Source organism: Arundinibacter roseus, from assembly GCF_004348825.1.
Taxonomy (GTDB): Bacteria; Bacteroidota; Bacteroidia; order Cytophagales; family Spirosomataceae; genus Arundinibacter; species Arundinibacter roseus.
Genome location: NZ_SMJU01000004.1, coordinates 818 through 20,690 on the forward strand (window position 1 = coordinate 818; position 19,873 = coordinate 20,690).

General features: G+C 44.8%; 18 protein-coding genes. 6 read left to right on the plus strand and 12 right to left on the minus strand.

What is annotated here, in order from left to right; all coding sequences use genetic code 11:
* The coding region (locus EZE20_RS06405; RefSeq protein ID WP_165933423.1) for a DUF11 domain-containing protein at positions 1 to 2,084 on the plus strand (2,084 nt) is incomplete at its 5' end.
* Between the two features lie 75 nt (positions 2,085 to 2,159).
* Here the strand turns inward: EZE20_RS06405 and EZE20_RS06410 are convergent.
* Together EZE20_RS06410 and EZE20_RS06415 are read right to left on the minus strand one after the other, a co-directional pair.
* Positions 2,160 to 2,603, minus strand: a complete 444-nt coding sequence (locus tag EZE20_RS06410) for a GNAT family N-acetyltransferase (RefSeq protein WP_132115724.1) — start codon at positions 2,601 to 2,603, stop codon at positions 2,160 to 2,162.
* 60 nt (positions 2,604 to 2,663) lie between these two features.
* Positions 2,664 to 3,695 carry an RluA family pseudouridine synthase gene (locus EZE20_RS06415; protein ID WP_132115726.1) on the minus strand — a complete coding sequence of 344 codons (1,032 nt, stop codon included), beginning with the start codon at positions 3,693 to 3,695 and terminating at the stop codon, positions 2,664 to 2,666.
* Positions 3,696 to 3,764: 69 nt separating this feature from the next.
* Here EZE20_RS06415 and EZE20_RS06420 point away from each other — a divergent pair, with 69 nt between their 5' ends.
* A complete protein-coding gene (locus EZE20_RS06420) occupies positions 3,765 to 4,697 on the plus strand; it encodes a 1-aminocyclopropane-1-carboxylate deaminase/D-cysteine desulfhydrase (RefSeq protein WP_228713600.1) in 933 nt (310 codons plus the stop codon).
* A gap of 69 nt (positions 4,698 to 4,766) precedes the next feature.
* Here EZE20_RS06420 and sufB read toward each other — a convergent pair whose 3' ends face one another.
* Together sufB and rfaD are read right to left on the minus strand one after the other, a co-directional pair.
* Positions 4,767 to 6,212, minus strand: a complete 1,446-nt coding sequence (sufB, locus tag EZE20_RS06425) for a Fe-S cluster assembly protein SufB (protein ID WP_132115728.1) — start codon at positions 6,210 to 6,212, stop codon at positions 4,767 to 4,769.
* A gap of 190 nt (positions 6,213 to 6,402) precedes the next feature.
* Positions 6,403 to 7,368: an ADP-glyceromanno-heptose 6-epimerase gene (gene rfaD, locus EZE20_RS06430; RefSeq protein ID WP_132115730.1), complete on the minus strand. Its 966-nt coding sequence runs from the start codon at positions 7,366 to 7,368 to the stop codon at positions 6,403 to 6,405.
* Between the two features lie 178 nt (positions 7,369 to 7,546).
* Between rfaD and EZE20_RS06435 the strand changes: the two genes are divergently transcribed.
* Positions 7,547 to 7,966, plus strand: a complete 420-nt coding sequence (locus EZE20_RS06435) for a 6-pyruvoyl trahydropterin synthase family protein (RefSeq protein ID WP_132115732.1) — start codon at positions 7,547 to 7,549, stop codon at positions 7,964 to 7,966.
* A 33-nt stretch (positions 7,967 to 7,999) separates the two neighbouring features.
* Entirely contained in the window at positions 8,000 to 9,109 is a 1,110-nt protein-coding gene (gene lpxB / locus EZE20_RS06440) for a lipid-A-disaccharide synthase (RefSeq protein WP_132115734.1), read from the plus strand.
* Here the strand turns inward: lpxB and mreB are convergent, their stop codons facing one another.
* The 6 genes from mreB to EZE20_RS06470 all read right to left on the minus strand — a co-directional run bounded on the left by mreB (position 9,110) and on the right by EZE20_RS06470 (position 15,265).
* The gene (gene mreB / locus EZE20_RS06445; protein ID WP_132115736.1) at positions 9,110 to 10,114 is read right to left on the minus strand and encodes a rod shape-determining protein; all 1,005 of its coding nucleotides are present in this window, start codon (positions 10,112 to 10,114) and stop codon (positions 9,110 to 9,112) included.
* Positions 10,115 to 10,463: 349 nt separating this feature from the next.
* A complete protein-coding gene (locus EZE20_RS06450; RefSeq protein WP_132115738.1) occupies positions 10,464 to 11,042 on the minus strand; it encodes a 1-acyl-sn-glycerol-3-phosphate acyltransferase in 579 nt (192 codons plus the stop codon).
* Positions 11,043 to 11,075: 33 nt separating this feature from the next.
* Entirely contained in the window at positions 11,076 to 12,218 is a 1,143-nt protein-coding gene (locus tag EZE20_RS06455; RefSeq protein ID WP_132115740.1) for a site-2 protease family protein, read from the minus strand.
* A complete protein-coding gene (locus tag EZE20_RS06460; RefSeq protein ID WP_317129156.1) occupies positions 12,208 to 12,840 on the minus strand; it encodes an HAD-IA family hydrolase in 633 nt (210 codons plus the stop codon). Before EZE20_RS06460 ends, EZE20_RS06455 begins: the two co-directional genes overlap by 11 nt.
* 8 nt (positions 12,841 to 12,848) lie before the next feature.
* The gene (locus EZE20_RS06465) at positions 12,849 to 13,802 is read right to left on the minus strand and encodes an acetyl-CoA carboxylase carboxyltransferase subunit alpha (protein WP_132115744.1); all 954 of its coding nucleotides are present in this window, start codon (positions 13,800 to 13,802) and stop codon (positions 12,849 to 12,851) included.
* Positions 13,803 to 13,834: 32 nt separating this feature from the next.
* Positions 13,835 to 15,265 carry an MBL fold metallo-hydrolase RNA specificity domain-containing protein gene (locus EZE20_RS06470; protein WP_132115746.1) on the minus strand — a complete coding sequence of 477 codons (1,431 nt, stop codon included), beginning with the start codon at positions 15,263 to 15,265 and terminating at the stop codon, positions 13,835 to 13,837.
* Between the two features lie 282 nt (positions 15,266 to 15,547).
* On the opposite strand from EZE20_RS06470, the gene dacB reads away from it, so the two are divergent.
* Positions 15,548 to 17,038 (plus strand): D-alanyl-D-alanine carboxypeptidase/D-alanyl-D-alanine endopeptidase, encoded by a 1,491-nt coding sequence (gene dacB, locus EZE20_RS06475; RefSeq protein WP_228713602.1) that lies wholly within the window; start codon positions 15,548 to 15,550, stop codon positions 17,036 to 17,038.
* Positions 17,039 to 17,048: 10 nt separating this feature from the next.
* Here the strand turns inward: dacB and hslV are convergent, their stop codons facing one another.
* Positions 17,049 to 17,588, minus strand: a complete 540-nt coding sequence (hslV, locus tag EZE20_RS06480; RefSeq protein WP_132115748.1) for an ATP-dependent protease subunit HslV — start codon at positions 17,586 to 17,588, stop codon at positions 17,049 to 17,051.
* Between the two features lie 349 nt (positions 17,589 to 17,937).
* On the opposite strand from hslV, the gene EZE20_RS06485 reads away from it, so the two are divergent.
* Entirely contained in the window at positions 17,938 to 19,236 is a 1,299-nt protein-coding gene (locus EZE20_RS06485) for an MFS transporter (protein WP_228713604.1), read from the plus strand.
* A gap of 88 nt (positions 19,237 to 19,324) precedes the next feature.
* Here EZE20_RS06485 and EZE20_RS06490 read toward each other — a convergent pair whose 3' ends face one another.
* The gene (locus EZE20_RS06490) at positions 19,325 to 19,834 is read right to left on the minus strand and encodes a DinB family protein (RefSeq protein WP_228713606.1); all 510 of its coding nucleotides are present in this window, start codon (positions 19,832 to 19,834) and stop codon (positions 19,325 to 19,327) included.
* Between the last annotated feature and the right edge of the window lie 39 nt (positions 19,835 to 19,873).

Consider the following 19,873-nt stretch of genomic DNA (forward strand, 5'->3'; position numbering starts at 1 on the left):
TTGTGAGCAAGGATGCGGCCACGCCAACGGTAGTAGCCACGGGTGGTCAGTTGACCTGCGAAGTAACAAGCTTGCCGATCACAGCCACGGGTTCCCCACAAAATGTTACGTATGCATGGAGCGGCCCATCGAACTTCACAGCAACGACAGCCAGCATCACGGCCACTTTGGAAGGAATTTACACGGTAACCGTTACGAATCCGGCCAACGGCTGTACGGCTTCGGACACGGCGATTGTGAGCAAGGATGCGGCCACGCCGACGGTAGTAGCCACGGGTGGTCAGTTGACCTGCGAAGTAACAAGCTTGCCGATCACAGCCACGGGTTCCCCACAAAATGTTACGTATGCATGGAGCGGCCCGTCGAACTTCACAGCAGCGACAGCCAGCATCACGGCCACTTTGGAAGGAATTTACACGGTAACCGTTACGAATCCGGCCAACGGCTGTACAGCATCTGACACGGCGATTGTGAGTAAAGATGCGGCCACGCCAACGGTAGTAGCCACGGGTGGTCAGTTGACCTGCGAAGTAACAAGCTTGCCGATTACGGCCACGGGTTCCCCACAAACAATCACCTATGCATGGAACGGCCCGTCGAACTTCACAGCAACGACTGCCAGCATCACGGCCACTTTGGAAGGAATTTATACCGTAACCGTTACGAATCCGGCAAACGGCTGTTCTGCTTCGGATACGGCGATTGTGAGTATTTCAACAAAAAAACCATCCGTTGGAATAAATAAACAATTGAACCTTGCTTGTATAGGTAGTATACCGGTAATAAGCACAGTTCTGAATGCGGTGCCATTCCCCAATGCAAGTTGGAGTCAGGTAGGAAATCAATCATCTGTTGTTTCATTTGCTAATGCAGCGGATCCGAATACAACAGTAAGCGGATTGGTGCCAGGCTCTTATACATTTGTATGGAAGGCAGGAGAATGTGCAGATACTCTACGAGTTTTGGTGCCTGACTGTAATGAAGAATGTATTAAACCCGAAGCCGGTCCTGACCTTTCCATTTGTGCACCAGTAACCACCGCAGATTTGCCTAATGCCGGAATCAATCAATCATGGGTTTCAAGTCCGATGAATCCAGCCTCAATTTCCATAGATTCTCAATCGGGAATTGTTAGAGGGATGACTGAGAGTGGAGTTTTCATTTTTTACCTGAATGATAATACCATTGGAAGTACCTGCTCTGATACGGTGTTTATTTTCCGTGGAATACCAAATGCGCCAACGAATCAATCAACCTGTACGGATACTTTGACATTGCCGGTCGTTGCCGGAAGCTCCTATGCGGTTGCAGCATTAAATCCTGCACCGGCTACTATTACTTCCAGCGGATCGATTCAGGGCATGAGTGCCATCGGTGTGTATACTTTTATACTTTCCAATGGAACATGTATAGATACAGTTCTCGTAGAAAAATTGAATTGTAATAAAATCTATGATTTGGCCCTCGATAAATCCATCAGTAAAAAAGTGGCTCAATTGGGCGATACGCTAACGTACACCATTCGGGTTTGGAACGAGGGAGAAGCTATTGCGCACGGAATTGAAGTTACCGATACGCTTAATGCCGGAGTTCAGTACCTTTCCTATACGTCAACCGTAGGGAATTATTCCAATGGAAAATGGACGTTTGACAGCATTGAGGTAGGAGATACGCTTTCTCTCAATATTAAAGTACGAGTGATTGGGCTGGGAGTTTGGTTTAATACCGCCGAAATTACCAAAATGACTGAGAAAGACGAAGATAGCACTCCTAACAATGGCGATGAAAGTGAAGATGATATTGATCGTGAGTGCTTTACAGTTCCAATTGAAGTCTGTCGCGGACAGGCCTACGTTGCTTCTGTACCAAACCAATACACAAATGTCGTTTGGTTTAGAGATGATGTTCAGGTAGCTGTCGGCAATTCACTGATTATTTCGGAATCCGGTCAGTATACCTTTACCGCAACCGAGACCCAATGTCCTGCACAGGGATGTTGTCCAATTATGGTTGCTGTAATTGACTGTTGCCCGGTAGATGTTTGCGTGCCATTTGTAATCAAGAAGACAAGATCTGGTAAGTAAAAAAATCATGTAGTTGAAGAATAAAAAAAGGGGCATTCCGAACTTTCGGAATGCCCCTTTTTATCTTGTACTTTTTCAAAAGTCCAAATGGCAATTGAGCCACTCGTCGTCAAACCGTGTGCCGTATTTGCGGTAAAAGCCTACAGCAGAAGTATTCCAGTCCAATACCTGCCACATCATACCCGTGCAGTTTGTCTCATGAGCCGCTTTGACCACGGCATCAAAAAGAATTTTTCCAATTCCATTTCCCCGCATCGTTTCGGTAATGATAATATCTTCCAGATACAACCGCTTGCCTTTCCAGGTAGAATAGCGAAAGTAAAAAAGCGCCAGGCCAACGGCTTTTCCCTCCGATTCTGCAATGTAAAAATCAAAAAGATTTTGTTCATAATCCTGAGTCATCCGGTCAACCGTATTGGAAACCTGATCCAGGGCTTTTTCATATACTGCCAATTCTTTTACTAATTCAAAAACAGCCGGAATATCTTCGCGTGTGCCGTGTCGTGTTGTAATGTTCATGAAATTGGGTTAGTTAAAAATTGAAGGTTTTATTAGTTATAATCGCAAAGCAGGTGAATACTACTGATGTTGTACAAAATTATCCCATCGGGCTAATACCTCTCGAAAATCTTCCGGTAGCTCTGTGTCAAACTGCATCCATTGTTTTGTTTTGGGATGAACCACGCCCAAAGACTTAGCGTGCAAGGCTTGGCGGGGCATGATTTTAAAACAATTTTCGACAAAGGCCTTATAGCTTCCACTTGTGGTCCCTCTCAAAATCCGGTCTCCGCCGTACGTACTGTCGCTAAATATCGGATGTCCAATGTGTTTCATATGTGCCCGAATTTGGTGGGTGCGACCGGTTTCAAGTGTGCATTTTAGAAGCGAAACATAGCGTAATTTATGAATAACCTCGTAGTGAGTCACCGCTGCTTTGCCCTGACTTCCGTCCGGATAAACATCCATTACCCGACGATCTTTGGCGCTACGGCCAATGTGCCCTTCAATTGTTCCCTTGTCCTGCTTCGGTTCTCCCCAAACGAGTGCATAGTATGTACGCTCAATGCTATGGTCAAAAAATTGTTTGGCAAGAAAAGTCATTCCGAATTCAGTACGGGCTATAACTAGCAACCCGGAGGTGTCTTTGTCTATTCGATGTACTAATCCAGGACGAATGTCTCCATTTCGGTTGGTCGGCAGATGCTGAAAGTGATACACCAACGCATTCACCAGGGTGCCCGTCCAGTTACCAAACGCCGGATGAACGACCATTCCGGCGGGCTTGTTCACGATTGTCATTTCTTCATCTTCATATAAAATATTGAGGGGAATATTTTCGGGAACAATTTCCGTGTCACGCGGTGGCTGCGGAAGCGATAGAACAATCACATCCAACGGCTTGACTTTATAGCTTGCTTTGGAGGCAATTCCATTCACAGTGATAGCTTCTGCTTCTATTCCATTTTGTATTTTAGTCCTGGTTACATTTGGTACGTGCAGACTAAGGTATTTATCAAGACGCATCGGTCCCTGACCTTTGTCGGCAACAAGCCGGTAATGTTCGTATAAATCTTCTTCGTCTTCGGGTATTTCCTGCGAATGATCAGACATAGAGTAGTAATAAATTGACCGCGCCGCCGGGGCGTGAAAAGTTGTAGGTATACAGGCTTCGTTCTACTTTTGACAAAAATATTAAAAATTTACGTGGACTTTCTGATTCCTTTTGGACCAACACGGCTACAACGCCTGCTTGATGCACCTACTCAACGGGCGGGAATTGACCTGTACCTGAAAAGAGACGACGAAATTCACCCTGAGATTTCTGGTAATAAGTGGCGAAAATTGAAGTTTTCGCTTTTGGAAATTCAAAAATCAGGATATGAATCTCTGATCACATTTGGAGGTGCCCGCTCCAATCACCTGTACGCAGCTGCTGCCGCAGGCAAGGCGTTGGGAATCAAAACGTTTGGTGTCATTCGTGGTGATGAATTTGCGGAGAAAGACACCGAAACCCTGCACTTTTGCCGTGCTCAAGGCATGACTCTTTTGCCTGTAAGCCGTGAATTGTACCGACAAAAAGAAGATCCCAATTTTCTTCAAAACTTTACCGTGGATTTCGGAAAATATCTTTTGCTGCCAGAAGGTGGAACCACCGCTTTGGCTTTGCCGGGCGTGCGTGAAGTAGTTGATGAAACGGAAAAGCAATTAGGTTTTTCTGCTGATGCTTACACCGTAGCCGCCGGAACGGGCGGAACTGCCGCTGGTCTATTGTCGGCACCGACTTCACGGGTGTTGGCTTTTTCTGCACTGAAAGGTGGAGATTTTCTTTTTGGAGATATTTTAAAATGGATAAATGAACCCACGGCTGCTCAACGTTTGACGCTTCGGACAGACTATCACTTTGGTGGATATGCTCGTCATACGCCGGAATTGATTCGTTTCATGAGCGAATTTGAGCAGCGGCATTCCGTGCTTTTGGAGCATGTGTATACGGGTAAAATGCTCTATGGAGTGTATGATTTGATGCGTAAAAATTTTTTCACTCCCGGCTCTACCATCGTAGCTATTCATACAGGTGGTTTGCAGGGACGTAGTCATGAGAATAAGAATTGAACAAAAAAAATCGGTCAGACTGAAAATTTCAGCCTGACCGATTTTTGAATCTATATTGGATCGAAAAGATTAACCAACGCTACCTTCCAAACTAATTTCAAGCAGTTTTTGAGCTTCAACCGCAAACTCCATCGGAAGTTGGTTGAGTACTTCTTTGGCATAACCGTTGACGATCAGCGCTACGGCCTGCTCGGTAGCAATACCACGTTGATTGCAATAGAACAAAATATCCTCTCCAATTTTTGATGTAGTAGCTTCATGCTCAACAGTGGCCGTTGGATTGCTAACCTCGATATACGGGAACGTATGCGCTCCACAGCGGTCGCCTAATAAGAGCGAATCGCACTGCGAAAAATTACGGGCATTTTCGGCACGTTTAAAAACTTCCACCAATCCGCGGTACGAATTCTGACTTTTCCCGGCAGAAATACCTTTCGATACAATTCGGCTTTTGGTATTCTTGCCGATATGAATCATTTTGGTGCCGGTATCCGCCTGCTGCATGTTGTTGGTAACGGCTACCGAGTAAAACTCGCCAATGGAATGATCGCCTTTCAATATAACCGAAGGATATTTCCAGGTAATTGCCGAGCCGGTTTCAACCTGTGTCCAGGAAATTTTGGAATAAGCGCCGTCACAAATACCACGCTTGGTCACAAAATTATAGATTCCGCCTTTTCCTTCCTTATCGCCCGGATACCAGTTCTGAACGGTAGAATATTTCACTTCGGCTTTTTCGTGCGTAAAAATTTCAACCACCGCTGCGTGAAGCTGATTTTCATCCCGCATCGGTGCCGTGCAACCTTCCAGGTAACTTACATAACTTCCTTCATCAGCAATAATCAGCGTACGCTCAAATTGCCCGGTTCCTGACGCATTGATCCGGAAATAGGTAGAAAGTTCCATGGGGCAACGCACGCCTTTTGGAATATAAACGAACGATCCGTCTGAGAAAACAGCGGAGTTTAGTCCGGCATAAAAATTATCTTTTGGAGGAACTACCGATCCCAGATATTTTTTTACAAGATCCGGATGCTCTTTGATTGCCTCACTGATGGAGCAAAAAATGATGCCTTTTTCTTTTAATGATTCTTTGAAGGTTGTAAAAACCGATTCAGAATCCATGACAGCATCTACTGCTACATTGGAAAGACGTTTTTGCTCATCCAGTGAAATTCCCAGACGCTCAAACGTATTTCTCAGTTCAGGATCAATATCATCCAAGCTATCCACCTGCTTCTTTTTCTTGGGAGCAGAGTAATATTTGATCGCCTGAAAATCAATGGCCGGATAGTGTACATTTGCCCATACGGGCTCAGTCATCTTTATCCAGGAACGATAGGCTTTCAACCGCCATTCCAGCATCCACTCGGGTTCGTTTTTCTTTGCAGAAATAAACCGAACGATGTCTTCGCTTAAACCGGGAGGTGCTTCATCCGCCTCAATGTCCGTGATAAAGCCGTATTTATAGTCTGAATTGGTAATTTCTTCAAGTAATTCTACTTCTTTGCTCATAATGCTAAAAGTTACCTTTTTAAGATATAATCAGTTAACAACTGAAAGAGGGGATCAGTTTGTCGTTTTGTACAAAAATATAGAAAAATTCTAAATAAGCTCACTTTCCTGACAGGAATCACCCCCCAAATCTGAATGGGCAAAGAAATGGCGAGTTTTTGGCAAAGTTTATTTTAAACCTTCCTATACGTCAATAATATTTTTCAGGAATAAGGTAATTTGCTACATAATCCTGAACTCCATCTTCAAGTGAATGAAACGGCTGAGAAAAACCAATAGAGCGCAGCTTACTCATCGACGCCTGCGTGTAGTATTGGTATTTGTCACGAATATCGACGGGTGTATCAATAAATTCTATGTCAGGTTCAATGCTCATGGCCCGAAAGGTATTCAACACCAGATCTTTGAACGTGCGGGCTTCACCGCTTCCCAGGTTATAAATACCCGAATTTTTGCGATGATGCATCAGGAATAAGCAAACATCCACCACGTCTTTCACATATACGAAGTCGCGCATCTGCTCGCCATCCTGAAAATTAGGATTGTGAGAGCGGAAGAGTTTCATTTTGCTGGTCTTTTTGATTTGGTGAAAAGCATGAAAAATTACGGATGCCATTCGTCCTTTGTGAAATTCATTGGGACCATACACATTAAAAAATTTGAGACCCGCCCAAAAAAACGGTTTCTTTTCCTGAGAAAGGGCCCACAAATCAAAATCATTCTTGGAATCTCCGTAAGGATTCAGCGGTTTGAGCTGCGGAATAAGTGATTCGTTGTCTTCATACCCAAATTCTCCCAGGCCATATGTAGCAGCAGAGGAAGCATATACCACCGGAATATGATACTCCACGCAGCGATTCCAGATTTCTTTGGAATAATTCAGATTAAGCTCATCAAAAATTTCGACGTCAAATTCAGTAGTGTCGGTACGGGCACCAATGTGAAAAATGAACTCGACTTCTTCGTGTTTTTGGTCCAGCCACGAAAAAAAATGGGTGCGCTCCACCCGTTCCTGAATCGACTTGCCGTCCAGATTTTCGAGTTTTTCTGTTTTTGAAAAATCATCTACGGCAATAATAAACGTAAAGCCCTGCTGATTTAATTTACTGATTAGGCAACTGCCAATAAAACCTGCTGCACCCGTGACAACAATCATACCTCCTGAGTCTAGTGTTTGTGAAGAATGTTTGAACCTGTAAAGTTAGGATAAAACCGCTGGGAGAACTAACCCGGCTGTTCCCTAAAAGTAGGATTTTTTTTAGTTGATTTCGCTAATTGATAAAAAACTATGGGAACAAGATGTAATTTTGTACCTGAAAGATTTGAAATAAAGTATGATTTACGTAACCAGAAAAGAACATTTCAACGCTGCGCATCGCCTGTATAATCCTGCATGGTCAGAAGAAAAAAATCAGGAGGTTTTTGGGCCCTGCGCCAACCGAAATTTTCATGGACATAACTTTGAACTCATTGTAACGGTCAAAGGTACACCCGATCCCGACACAGGTTTTGTGATCGATCTTAAAGTACTTGGTGAGCTGATTAAGAAGCACGTGGTAGATAAAGTGGACCACCGAAACCTGAATTTGGACGTTGATTTTATGGAAGGTAAAATGGCTTCCTGCGAAATTTTTGTGATGGAAATCTGGAAAATTCTTGCGCCAATTATTACCGAAAAAGCACCTGCTGCCCATCTGCATTACATTAAACTAGTCGAGACTCCCAAAAACTTTGTGGAGTATTATGGCGAATAACTTTCGTCAAGTTTGTCTTTTTTTAATCTTTCTATGAAATACTACCTCATTGCCGGTGAGCGTTCGGGCGATTTGCACGGTTCAAATCTGATGAAGGGCATAAGGGCGCACGATCCTGATGCACAGTTTCGGGCGTGGGGAGGAGATTTGATGAAAGAACAGGGTGCCGAGCTCGTCATGCACTACACGCAAATGGCCTTCATGGGATTTTGGGAAGTTTTTAAAAATCTGCGGACAATTTCAGGCTTTCTCAAAAAATGCAAAGCAGACTTAATCGAAAATGCCCCGGATGCTTTGATTTTGATTGATTATCCGGGTTTCAACCTTCGCATAGCGGCTTTTGCGAAGAAAAAAGGCATTCGGGTTTTTTATTACATTTCTCCCAAAGTTTGGGCCTGGAATCAGCGCCGGGCGCTCGGCATTAAGGCAAACGTGGATCACATGTTTGTGATATTTCCATTTGAAGTCGATTTCTACAAAAAATATAGTTACGAAGTTACCTACGTAGGAAATCCTTTGATGGATGCAATTCAGGATTTTGTGCCTGATGAATCGTTTCGTAACAAGAATGAGCTCGGACAAAAGCGGGTCGTTGCGTTGCTGCCGGGCAGTAGGCAGCAGGAGGTAACGGGCATGCTGGACCGAATGCTGAGCATTAAACCGTATTTTGAAGATCATGAATTTGTCATTGCTGCCATACGCACCCTGCCCGCTTCGCTGTATGAAAAATATACGTCTCAACCGGGCGTAACCCTTGTGTATGAGGCTACCTACGATTTGCTGCACATAGCCGAAGCAGCCCTCGTAACCTCCGGAACGGCAACGCTTGAAACCGCCCTTTTTGGCGTGCCGGAAGTAGTTTGTTACCGGACAAGCGCTGTTTCGTACCGAATCGCAAAAGCCCTGATTCAGGTTCCTTTTATCTCTTTGGTCAATCTGATTATGGAAAAAGAAATTGTTCGGGAGCTGATTCAGGATGAATTTTCGAGTCAAAATCTACATGCCGAACTTGCCGCCCTCGTAGAAGGCGGGGCCAAACGCTCCAAACAGCTTGCGGCCTATGCCGAACTCAAAAAGCGGGTTGGCGACAAAGGGGCTTCGCTGCGAACCGGGGCAGAAATTGTCCGGCTTTTGCAGGTCTGATTATTTGATTAAATAGTTGGATTTCCCAATTGTTTTCAGGGCAATTCCTGCTCCTCTGACCACCATTCGCAAGGGATCCTCTACGGTATGTACGTGCAGGTGTGTTTTTAGGGCAAGGCGTTTATCCAATCCGTGCAGCAACGCACCGCCTCCCGATAAATACATGCCTCGTTGATAAATATCTCCGGCGAGTTCGGGCGGCATTACTTCCAGAAGTTTCATGACAGATTCCTCAATTTTTGCAATGGATTTATCCAGGCAATGTGCAATTTCAGCCTGATTAACGACGATTTGCTTCGGCATTCCTGTGAGTAAATCCCGGCCCATCACTTCACATTCTTTCTGCGATTCCGGCAAATCTGTCAGAGCCGCACCAACCGCTTGCTTGATCCGCTCGGCGGTCGGTTGCCCGATCATCAGGTTGTATTCGTGGCGAATATAGAGTTCTATGTCAGCATCAAGCGCATTTCCGGCAATGCGAATGGATTGATTGCAGATAATTCCGCTCGATGCGATGAGGGCGATTTCGGTAGTGCCGCCACCTATATCCACAATCATGTTTCCCTCGGGCTCTTCCACATCAAGCCCAATGCCAACGGCAGCGGCAATTGGCTCATGAATAAGGTATAATTTGCTGGCACCGAGCGTTTCTGCGGAGTCCTCTACGGCTCTTTTTTCTACTTCCGTAATACCGGAAGGAATGCAGACTACCATCCGAATGAAGGGCTTAAAGAAGCTTCGTTTGAAACCTGCCATCGCCATCATTCCCCGGATCATTTGCTCAGCGGCATTGAAATCGGCAATAACTCCGCCTTGCAACGGCCGTACTGTGCGGATGTTTGCGTGGGTTTTGCCTTCCATTTGCATGGCCTCATTGCCGACGGCAATCATTTTATTGGTGCTGCGGTCAAATGCCACCACAGAGGGTTGGTCTACTACTACGTTTCCATCGTGTATTATCAGAAAATTTGCAGTACCAAGATCAATAGCTATATCGCGATTCATGAGAATTATCTACGTAAAAAGTTTAACAGAGAATGACAAATCCTCACAGTGAAAACCGAATCTAAACGGAATGATAAAGTAAAAAGGACACCTGAGAACCGCGCAAAAAGAAAAGCGCCATACGTATATACGTGCGGCAGGCGGCAAATGTAGGGGATGATTAAGGATGTCCTTTGCGGATCTTTTTCTTTCACAACAACCAATCTCTCTAATGGACCCGATTTTCTGACTTAATTTGTCAACTTCAAATATACATGGATATGCAGAACTATCACCTAGAACAGGCCGTATATTTATTATATATAACTAATTCTTTGAAACAGGATTTCGTGTTATTACCTGTTATTGATTAGGTCATCGGGGGAATCAGCCCGGTTTTGGCGTAGTTCGTCAGCCATGATTTTTTTGGGCCGGGAATTGTCAGGTAGTAGTCGTACATGATTTTCATGTCCTTTTGGTAGTCTCCACTCAAAAACAAAGGAGCGCTCAGCATCAGTATTTTTTCTGGATTGTTGATTCCAACCAGCACAAGCGGAACACCGGCTCGAAGGGCCATGTGGTAAAAACCTGTTTTTATTTTATCGGTATCTTTTCGCTTGCCCTCGGGAGCAATCGCAATGTGCATATCGTCTGCTTTTCGGAACATATCTGAAACACTTTCTACCAGATTATTTCTTTGGCTGCGGTTGACGGCGTGCCCGCCAAGGGCACGGAACAGCCAGCCCGAATACCAGGTAAATAGTTCTTTTTTACCTAAAAAACCAATATCAAAACCGATCGTTGCCCGTACGCCCAACCCAAGAAAAAAATCCTGATTGGAATAGTGAGGTGCCACGATCCAGATTGATTTTCGCATGGTTTTGGGCGGAATTCCGGTTACTTTCCAACCCATTGTTTTGAAAAGAAACTTAAAAAATAGTGTGCTCATGAGGAGGAGATTAAATGGAAATAGGGTTAAAAATCAGACGATTATGATGAACGGTTTGGGGCTAAAACAAAGAATAAAAACTAACACAGCGAGCCAACCCAAAAGAATACGTCCTTTGCTCAAAGGCTCGTTTTCAATTGTTTCGGGATGATATACGCCAAGGAAACGCCCTAATAAGAAGATGAAGGGCAAAAAACCTGGGTAGCCTTCCCAGGTAGGGTAGATGTACGAAACTCCAAATTGAAGTACTACAATGCTGAGAGCTATTATCCAGGCATTGCGCGGATTATCACTTATTTTTCGGAGGCAGACGTATAAAAAGTAAATGTAAAAGGCCAGGTAGCCTAACAAAGAATAGAATTCAGATTCATCCGGGATGGCAAACTCTTCGGCTCTGAACAAACCCAAACCGGAGTAAAAGGCAAAAAGTATAAATAATGCCGGTGCAGCGATGTCAAACTTTTTTTTACCAATTAATCCATATAAAATATGCCCGCCGTCCAGTTGACCAATCGGAATCAAATTAAGGGAGGTAAAAAAAAGGGCGATGTATCCGGCCAAAATGTAGGGATAGTGAATGATTTCGTTGGCATGCGGCAACAAAGCCGGATCAGCGACGTACATTTTGAACCAATAAAACAGGAGAGAATCCCCCAGAATCAGCGCACCTTCCTGATTTTGGTATACAAATTCCGGATAGTTCAGACCGTATTGTTGATATTCAGGATGAATTGAGAAAATGTATTCAGGAGGGGGGAGATGCGTAAATCCGTACCAAAGAACCCCCAAAGCGGCTACAAAACCAGCGAGTGGACCGGCAATCCCGATGTCAAAGAATTTGAGCCGTGACCGGACAAGTGACTTTATTCGTATAAAAGCACCCATAGTTCCGATGCTTTGCGATATGCCAAACCACAGCGGAATGTAATAGGGGAGGGTTACTTCCACCTGATGCGCTTTGGCTGTAAAATAGTGGCCAAACTCGTGAACCGTCAGGATGAATAAAAACGGAATGGAAAAATGAAGTCCCTGCCAGAACTCGTCCCAACCCAGGGCTTTTTCTACAAGTACAAATGAATTGCCAAACATCCATTCCGCACCGGCAAGGGTGGTGGTGATAAGAGTCAGGACAAATAAGGACAGTTGTAAAAGCAGCGTACGGGTGTTAGGAGACATAATCGGCGAGGTAATCCAGGATCGTAAACGGTTTTTGTACGTGTATAGTTTGTATACCGAGTGCCGCTGCGGCAGCAATGTTGTCGGCATTATCGTCCAGAAACAACGTTTCGTGAGCCTGCATAGTGCCTTCCTGCAAAACCCGTTGGTAAATGGCAGCGTCCGGTTTCATCACACCCATTTCGTACGAAAGAAAAACCTGTTCAAAAAGATCCTGCAATTGCTCTACACCGGTGGTCTGATACAGAATTTTGTTTACCGCCTCTACATGAATACTGCTTGTATTACTCAATAAAAACAATCGGTAGCGTTGGCGAAGATTTTGAATCAATTCGATCCGTTTCGGGGGAATGTCCAGCAGGAGTGCGTTCCAGGCTGTATCAATGAGGTGATCCTCCCAGTCAGGATTGACCAAAAGTTCACGAACGTAAGCACGAAATCCGGCTGCACTCAGCGTACCTGTTTCAAACTTGCGAAATATTTCTACATCTTTAAAAACATCCTGAACAGCAGTAGCTTCCTGCCCGCTCAGTTCGGCGAAAGCTTTGGCTGCAAGGGGGACGTCAATGTTGATAATGACGTCCCCGAGGTCAAAAACGATATTTTTTATTTGTTCTTTCACAATTCCAATTATTCAATCACAACTCCCATGGCGCAAAACTTATCGATACGCTCGCTGATGCGTTGCTCAGGCGTAAGTTTAGAAAGTTCAGCAATCGTTTCCATAATTACCTTTTTCAAGCCCAGCGCCATCACTCCATGATCAAGATGCGCTCCGCCTAAGGGTTCAGGAATAATGCCATCGATCAATTTGTTTTCTTTCATATCGCGGGCGGTAAGTTTCAGTGCTTCAGCGGCCTGTTCCTTGTAATCCCAGCTGCGCCAGAGGATCGACGAGCACGATTCGGGCGAAATCACAGAGTACCAGGTATTTTCGAGCATCAATACCCGATCGCCAATGGCAATTCCGAGCGCGCCACCGGAGGCCCCTTCGCCAATAATGATGCACAAAACCGGAACTTTGAGCATAAACATCTCTTTCAGGTTTCGGGCAATGGCTTCCCCCTGTCCGCGTTCTTCAGCTTCGAGGCCCGGAAATGCACCCGGTGTGTCAATAAGCGTAACAATCGGACGATTAAATTTTTCGGCCAACTTCATCAACCTGAGTGCTTTGCGGTAGCCTTCTGGATTTGGCATGCCAAAGTTGCGGTGTTGGCGTTGCTTGGTATTTCGTCCTTTTTGCTGCCCAATCAGAAGTACACTTTGCCCGCCGATATTTGCAAATCCACCAATCATCGCCGGGTCGTCCCGAACCTGACGGTCGCCATGCAATTCAATAAATTCGTCGCACATCAGCTGAATATAGTCGAGCGTGTACGGCCGATCGGGATGCCGTGAAAGCTGCACTCGTTGCCAACGGGTGAGATTTTCAAAAATCTCTTTCCTTAATTTTTCAATACCCCCCTGCAAAGCAGCAGTCGCAGACGAAACGTCAACATTGCTTTGTTCTGCCAGTTTTTGCATATCTGCCAGCTTGGTTTCAAGCTCAGCAATTGGTTTTTCAAAGTCGAGATAGGTTCTCATAGTTAGTTAGTAGTCCGGGTAATTAGTTCGGATTATAGATCAAAACTTTGTCCACGCTCCGGAATTTCGACCTGTCCGTAGCCATGTTGATGTAATGTTTCACGAAACTGACTCATGCTTTGTTCTTCCCCATGAATCAAAAATATTTTTTTCAGTTGATCCGACTTCTGCATTTGGACAAAACCCAGCAGGTCGTCACGGTCTCCATGACCGCTAAATACGTCAATTTTTTCAATATTCGCCAAAACTGACTTTTTCTCCTTACCAATCGTGATGGTATCCTGCCCATTGAGCAAGCGCCAGCCGAGGGTGTTTTCGGAGGCATACCCAATCATAAGAATTGTGGCGTAGGGGTTTTCAATATTGGCTGCAATATGATGCTCTACCCGTCCGCCCTGAATCATACCTGAGGAAGAAATGATGATGCAAGGCTCACTGTAATTGGAAATAGCCCGGCTTGCGTCGTTGCTTTCGACATAAATGAGATTTTCAAAATCAAAAAGCATATCATGCTCCTCCTTAAATTCTCGTGCCTCCCGGTTGAGCATCCGGGCATACTTTTGGTACACCTTAGTACTGGCAAATCCTAGCGGACTATCCGAAAAGACTTTTAGTGGGGGCAAATTTTGGGTTAAATACAGGCGGTTGAGTGTATAAAGCAGTGCCTGCGTTCTTCCCACGCTAAATGTTGGAATGATGAGTCTTCCCGGAATATCCACGCAGGTTCGCTGAATCACATCGGCCAAGGCTACCTCCGGCGGGCGGGTATCCTCGTGCAGGCGATTTCCGTAGGTACTTTCGCATATCAAATAGTCAGCTTGCGGAACTGATTGAGGGTCAACGAGTAAAGGGTAGTTTTTTCGTCCAATATCTCCTGAAAAGCACAAGGTTTTTAGTTCTCCATTTTCGCGAACTTCCAGGTAAATATGCGCAGCGCCCAGCAAGTGTCCGGCCGGAATGTACGTTACGGTAATTTGGTCAGAAATTCGATAACGCCTGCCAAAAGCAACCGGGAAGAAATTTTCGAGTGCTTCATTTACCTGTTTTTCAAGAAAAATATCCCGTGGCAGTTCTCGTGCACTTTTGCCTTTTTTCTTTTTTGAAGCAGCCGTTCCGTTAATCGTATTTATTCGGCGTTGGTGCAGCGAAGCGGCGTTTTTTAGTAGAAGTGCCGTCAGCGAATAGGTCGGTTCTGTGCATACAACCTGTCCTTCAAAACCTTCCTTGTATAGATTAGGTATATTTCCGGAATGATCAATGTGCGCGTGCGTCAGCAATACGGTATTTAGTAGAGAAGGGTCAAAAGGGAAAACACTTTTTTGTAAATCATAAAGCGCTTTTTTTTCTTTTTCATCTAATTCAAAATTGGCTCCACAATCAATCAGAACCCGGTAATCGTCTACTTCGAGTAAGTACATGCTTCCGGTAACTTGTCGTGTGGCGCCCCAAAATGTTAATTTCATATAGTCAAAATGCAAAAATATCTCAAAGTATGAGCGGATTGTATGTCAATAAAAGCTTTTTTTAAAGAAGAATGTTGTTAGATTTAAATATCTTGACCCTGCAAAAAGTGCCTGCGCCGAACCGTACCTTCGCTATTTATGGCAGAGGGTGCTTGTGTGCACCTCGACAGAAATAGGCGTTACTTTCAACACTAATCCGCAAAAGTACCAAAAAGGCATCAGTATCGTTTCATGTTATTTTTTCAACCAATCGAAATGTTTCAGGTACATCTAAATTTTTTTTTGACAATTGGGACATGCTGTAAGCGAATTCTCCTGATTGCATGGCTTTTAGGCGGGATTACCCAGCCACTTCATTCGCAGGTGGTAGATTCTCTTGGATTAGCTAACCTGACCGATGCCCTGCTAGAATTGCAAAATTCTGAACTTATGCAAAACGGCACGCTGAGTTTTAGTTTGACTTCCTGCCAAACCGACCGTCCCCTGCTGATTCTCAATCAAAAGCAGTCACTTCCGTCGGCTTCCATACTTAAACTTGTTTCTACGGCCACGGTACTTTCGGTGTTCGGCGGCGATTATACCTATAAAACTTTCCTGGAATACGATGGGCAAAAGTCAGGAGATACGCTGAAAGGCAATCTGTACATTCGGGGCACCGGCGACCCTTCTTTGGGCAGCGACAGATTTAAGGATTTTGCCAGCTATCAGCAACTCCTCAGTCGTTGGTCAACCGCATTGGCCCAAACAGGAATAAAACATGTACAGGGACAAGTAATTGCTGACGCTTCGTTTTTTGATGAACAATCGTTGGCGGATACCTGGATTTGGGCTGATTTGGGGAATTATTACGGAGCGGGTGTGCAGGGATTAAATTTTAATGAGAATAAATACACGATGCTGTTTCGGACAGGATCGGATGTAGGGCAGCCGTCAGAAGTCCTGCGCACCGAGCCTGCCCTGCCTTTTTTACACTGGACAAATCGCGTGACTTCCGGACCTACCGGTTCGGGCGACCGGGTGTATATGTATGCGAGTCCTTTAAGCAAGGAGGTGCTTCTGACGGGTACGGTGCCTCGAAATTCTGCGGCTTTCAGCGTACGCGGCGCCATTCCAAATCCTTCTTTTGCGGTGGCTTACCTGTTAACTCAGGAATTGACCCAAAAAGGCATTACCATTTCTGGGGAGCCCTCTACAATTCAGAATAACCCCCAAAATAGCCCGAGAACCGTACTTGATACCCACACATCGCCTACTTTGCGGGAACTGTGTCAACAAACGAACTGGTGGAGTATTAATTTATATGCCGATAGTTTTTTGAAATTAATCGGGCGCAAACTCACTGACGAACCGGATTTTTCTTCCTCGGTGCAAGCTGTGATTGACTATTGGCAGCAGCGCGGGGTTTCCATGAACGGATTTTTTATCAAAGACGGAAGCGGACTTTCTCCTACCGGCTCGCTCACGACTCAAAATCTGACCGGAATTCTTAATGCCGCAACTCGTGACAAAACCTTCCCTGATTTCTATTCGTCCATTGCCATTCTGGGAGAAACGGGAACCGTCCGAAATATGGGAAAAGGAACCCGGGCGGCAGGTAATGTACGCGCCAAAAGTGGATCTATTGAAGGAACACGCGCTTATGCCGGATACGTGGTTACGAAAGAAGGTGAACGGCTGAGCTTTGCCATCATTGCCCACAAGTATACACCAAACAATAGCCGCGCCATCGGGATTGAGCTGGCGCGGCTGCTGATTTTGTTAGGCGATTTGTGAGTAAGAAAACTTACTGTACTTTTTCGATAATCAGATTGTGATTGGTATAAATACATAAGTCAGCAGCAATATGCAGGCTTTCCCGTACCATTTCTTCGGCGGTCATTATGTGTGCATGTTTTTTGAGCGCTACTGCCGCAGAAAGTGCGTAGTTACCGCCTGAACCAATCGCCGCAATACCATTTTCGGGTTCGAGGACGTCTCCTGTGCCGGAAATTACCAGAATTTCATCCTTATTGGCCGTTATCATCATAGCTTCCAGCTTGCGCAAATACCGGTCAGTGCGCCAGTCTTTGGCCAGTTCAATCGCCGCACGCTTCATGTTGCCGCCGTAGGCGTTTAGTTTTTCTTCAAATTTTTCCAGCAGCGAAAATGCGTCAGCCGTGGAGCCAGCAAAACCTACCAGGATTTTACCTCCTTGCAATGACCTGATTTTCTTTACATTACTTTTCGCTACCGTGTTGCCCATTGTAGCCTGACCGTCGGCGCCGAGAGCTACCGTTCCATTATGAACAACTCCAAGGACGGTTGTGGCGTGTATTTTTTCCATGAATATAGTTTGATTTCTGTCTATGAGGTTTATGCAAAACACTTCTTTATAATGCCTTCAATCTACCTGAATTGAACAAGTCCTGCTAATTGAATTTGAGTTATGATAACCCAAAACCAAAGTAGTTGGTTCTTACGAAATGGAAAGGGGGGTATTCCTGGCAATAGAAATAAACATGGAAATTGAGAGAGGAGAAAAGCTTTTTACCTCAGTAGTGGGATAATTTAAACTTTATTTTTACTTATTTTTAGCCCAAATTGTCAATTAACCTATGCTACATTAATCTCTTAATCCTCCTGTGTTTATGTCACTAGTAAAACCTCATTTAAACTTTTCTCAAATCATCAACATGAATTTCGGATTCTTTGGCCTGCAATACAGCTTTGGATTGCAGCAGGCTAACATGAGCCCGATTTATTCGTACCTGGGAGCGGAAGAAAGCAGTTTGCCACTTTTGTGGTTAGCTGGCCCGATGACGGGTCTGATTGTTCAGCCGATCATCGGTGCAGTGAGCGATAAAACCATTACCAAATGGGGACGGCGTACGCCTTATTTCCTGCTTGGCGCTATTTTTTGTAGCCTGGCACTTTTCGCCATGCCATTCAGTAGCAGCGTTTGGATGGCTGCAAGTATTCTCTGGATTCTGGATTCGGCCAATAACGTAACGCAGGAACCCTACCGGGCGTTTGTCAGCGACAAGCTTGATCCAAAACAACATTCGCTTGGTTTTTTGACCCAAAGTGCATTTACCGGCCTGGGGCAAACGCTTTCCTATCTAACGCCTTTTTTATTAATTAACTTTCTGGCTTTTAGTGAAGAAGGTAAAATTGGCAGAATTCCAACCACAACTTTTATTGCTTTCATGATCGGGGCGGTAGTGTCGATTGGTTCCATTTTATGGACTCTGAAAACTACCAAAGAGATTCCGTTGACAGAAGAGGAAAAGCAAAAGATTCGGCAATCGCCCAAAGGAGTGGGCTCTACTTTTGCTGAAATCGGTGAAGCTATACGGGATATGCCCCGCACAATGAAACTCATGGGGCCGATGATGCTTTTTAGCTGGTACGCAATGTTTATTTATTGGCAATACATCGCCAAATGTCTGTCAAAATCGCTCTATAATACCGTTGACGCAGAAAGTCCGCTGTTTCGCAAGGCCGAGCTTTTGGTTGGTCCGTTAGGTGCTTTTTATAATGCCATAGCTTTCGTATCAGCGTTTGGATTAGCCTGGCTCGCACGAAAATACAGCCCAAAATATCTGCACAGTCTATGTTTGTTACTTGCCGGAATTGGTTTATTAAGTATTCCATATATCAAAAACCAAAACTTACTTTTCATTCCCATGATCGGCATGGGGGTGTCATGGGCAAGTATGATGGGCAATCCGTACATTATGCTGGCGAGCAGTATTCCCAAAGATCGCACGGGAGTTTATATGGGAATTTTTAACATGTTTATCGTGATCCCGATGCTGATCGAAACCTTCACGATTCCGATGTACTACACGTCCTGGCTCGGTAATGACCCGATCAACGCTATTTTATTGGCCGGAGTTTTATTGATACTTGCCTCGTTGTCTACGCTACTGATCCGTTTTGAGCGGCCTGTTGAAAATTTGGTAATGCCCGTAGTAGGGGCGGGGCATTAAGAGACGATTATATTGATTTGACGTATAAAAATCCTGTGGAAAACAAAACTAGCTTTTTGTTCTCCACAGGATTTTACGTTTTTGTCACTTACATCTCATAAAGTGCCATTTCGTCGGCACTTGGTCCATAAGGTCCCGGAATTGGAATATCAAGTAAGCGAAGAAAAACACCCAATTGAGCGCGATGATGCGCATTTTGACCAAAAGCATGACGCACAGCCTCCCATCGTTCTACTTCCATAAAAACCTGCTCGCCGGAACATAGCTTCCAGTTGTCACGTAAATTATCGTCGGATGCATGTGCCAGGGCATTTTCGGCCTTTTCGATACATTCGTCAAAACGGGCGAGCAGAGCCTCCGCAGTTGGGAAATCATAAGGATTGTAAGGTTCCTCTGCAAAATCCCATTTGTCCTGTTCCAGTGCTACCGTAATCATAATCGGGATTTCGGCCAAATGGGTGGCAAGAGCCTTTAAGGTCATGCTTTTCGGATGAGGTTGCCAGTCCATTTTGTCGGCAGGTACAATAGCAAGCATCCGTCGGGTTTCTTTGCTTTCGTCAGCTAACTCTCGTTGAAATGTTTCGATGAATGAAATCATGGTTGAAACGTTGGTTTAGTTGTTCAGCAAAGATCAAGT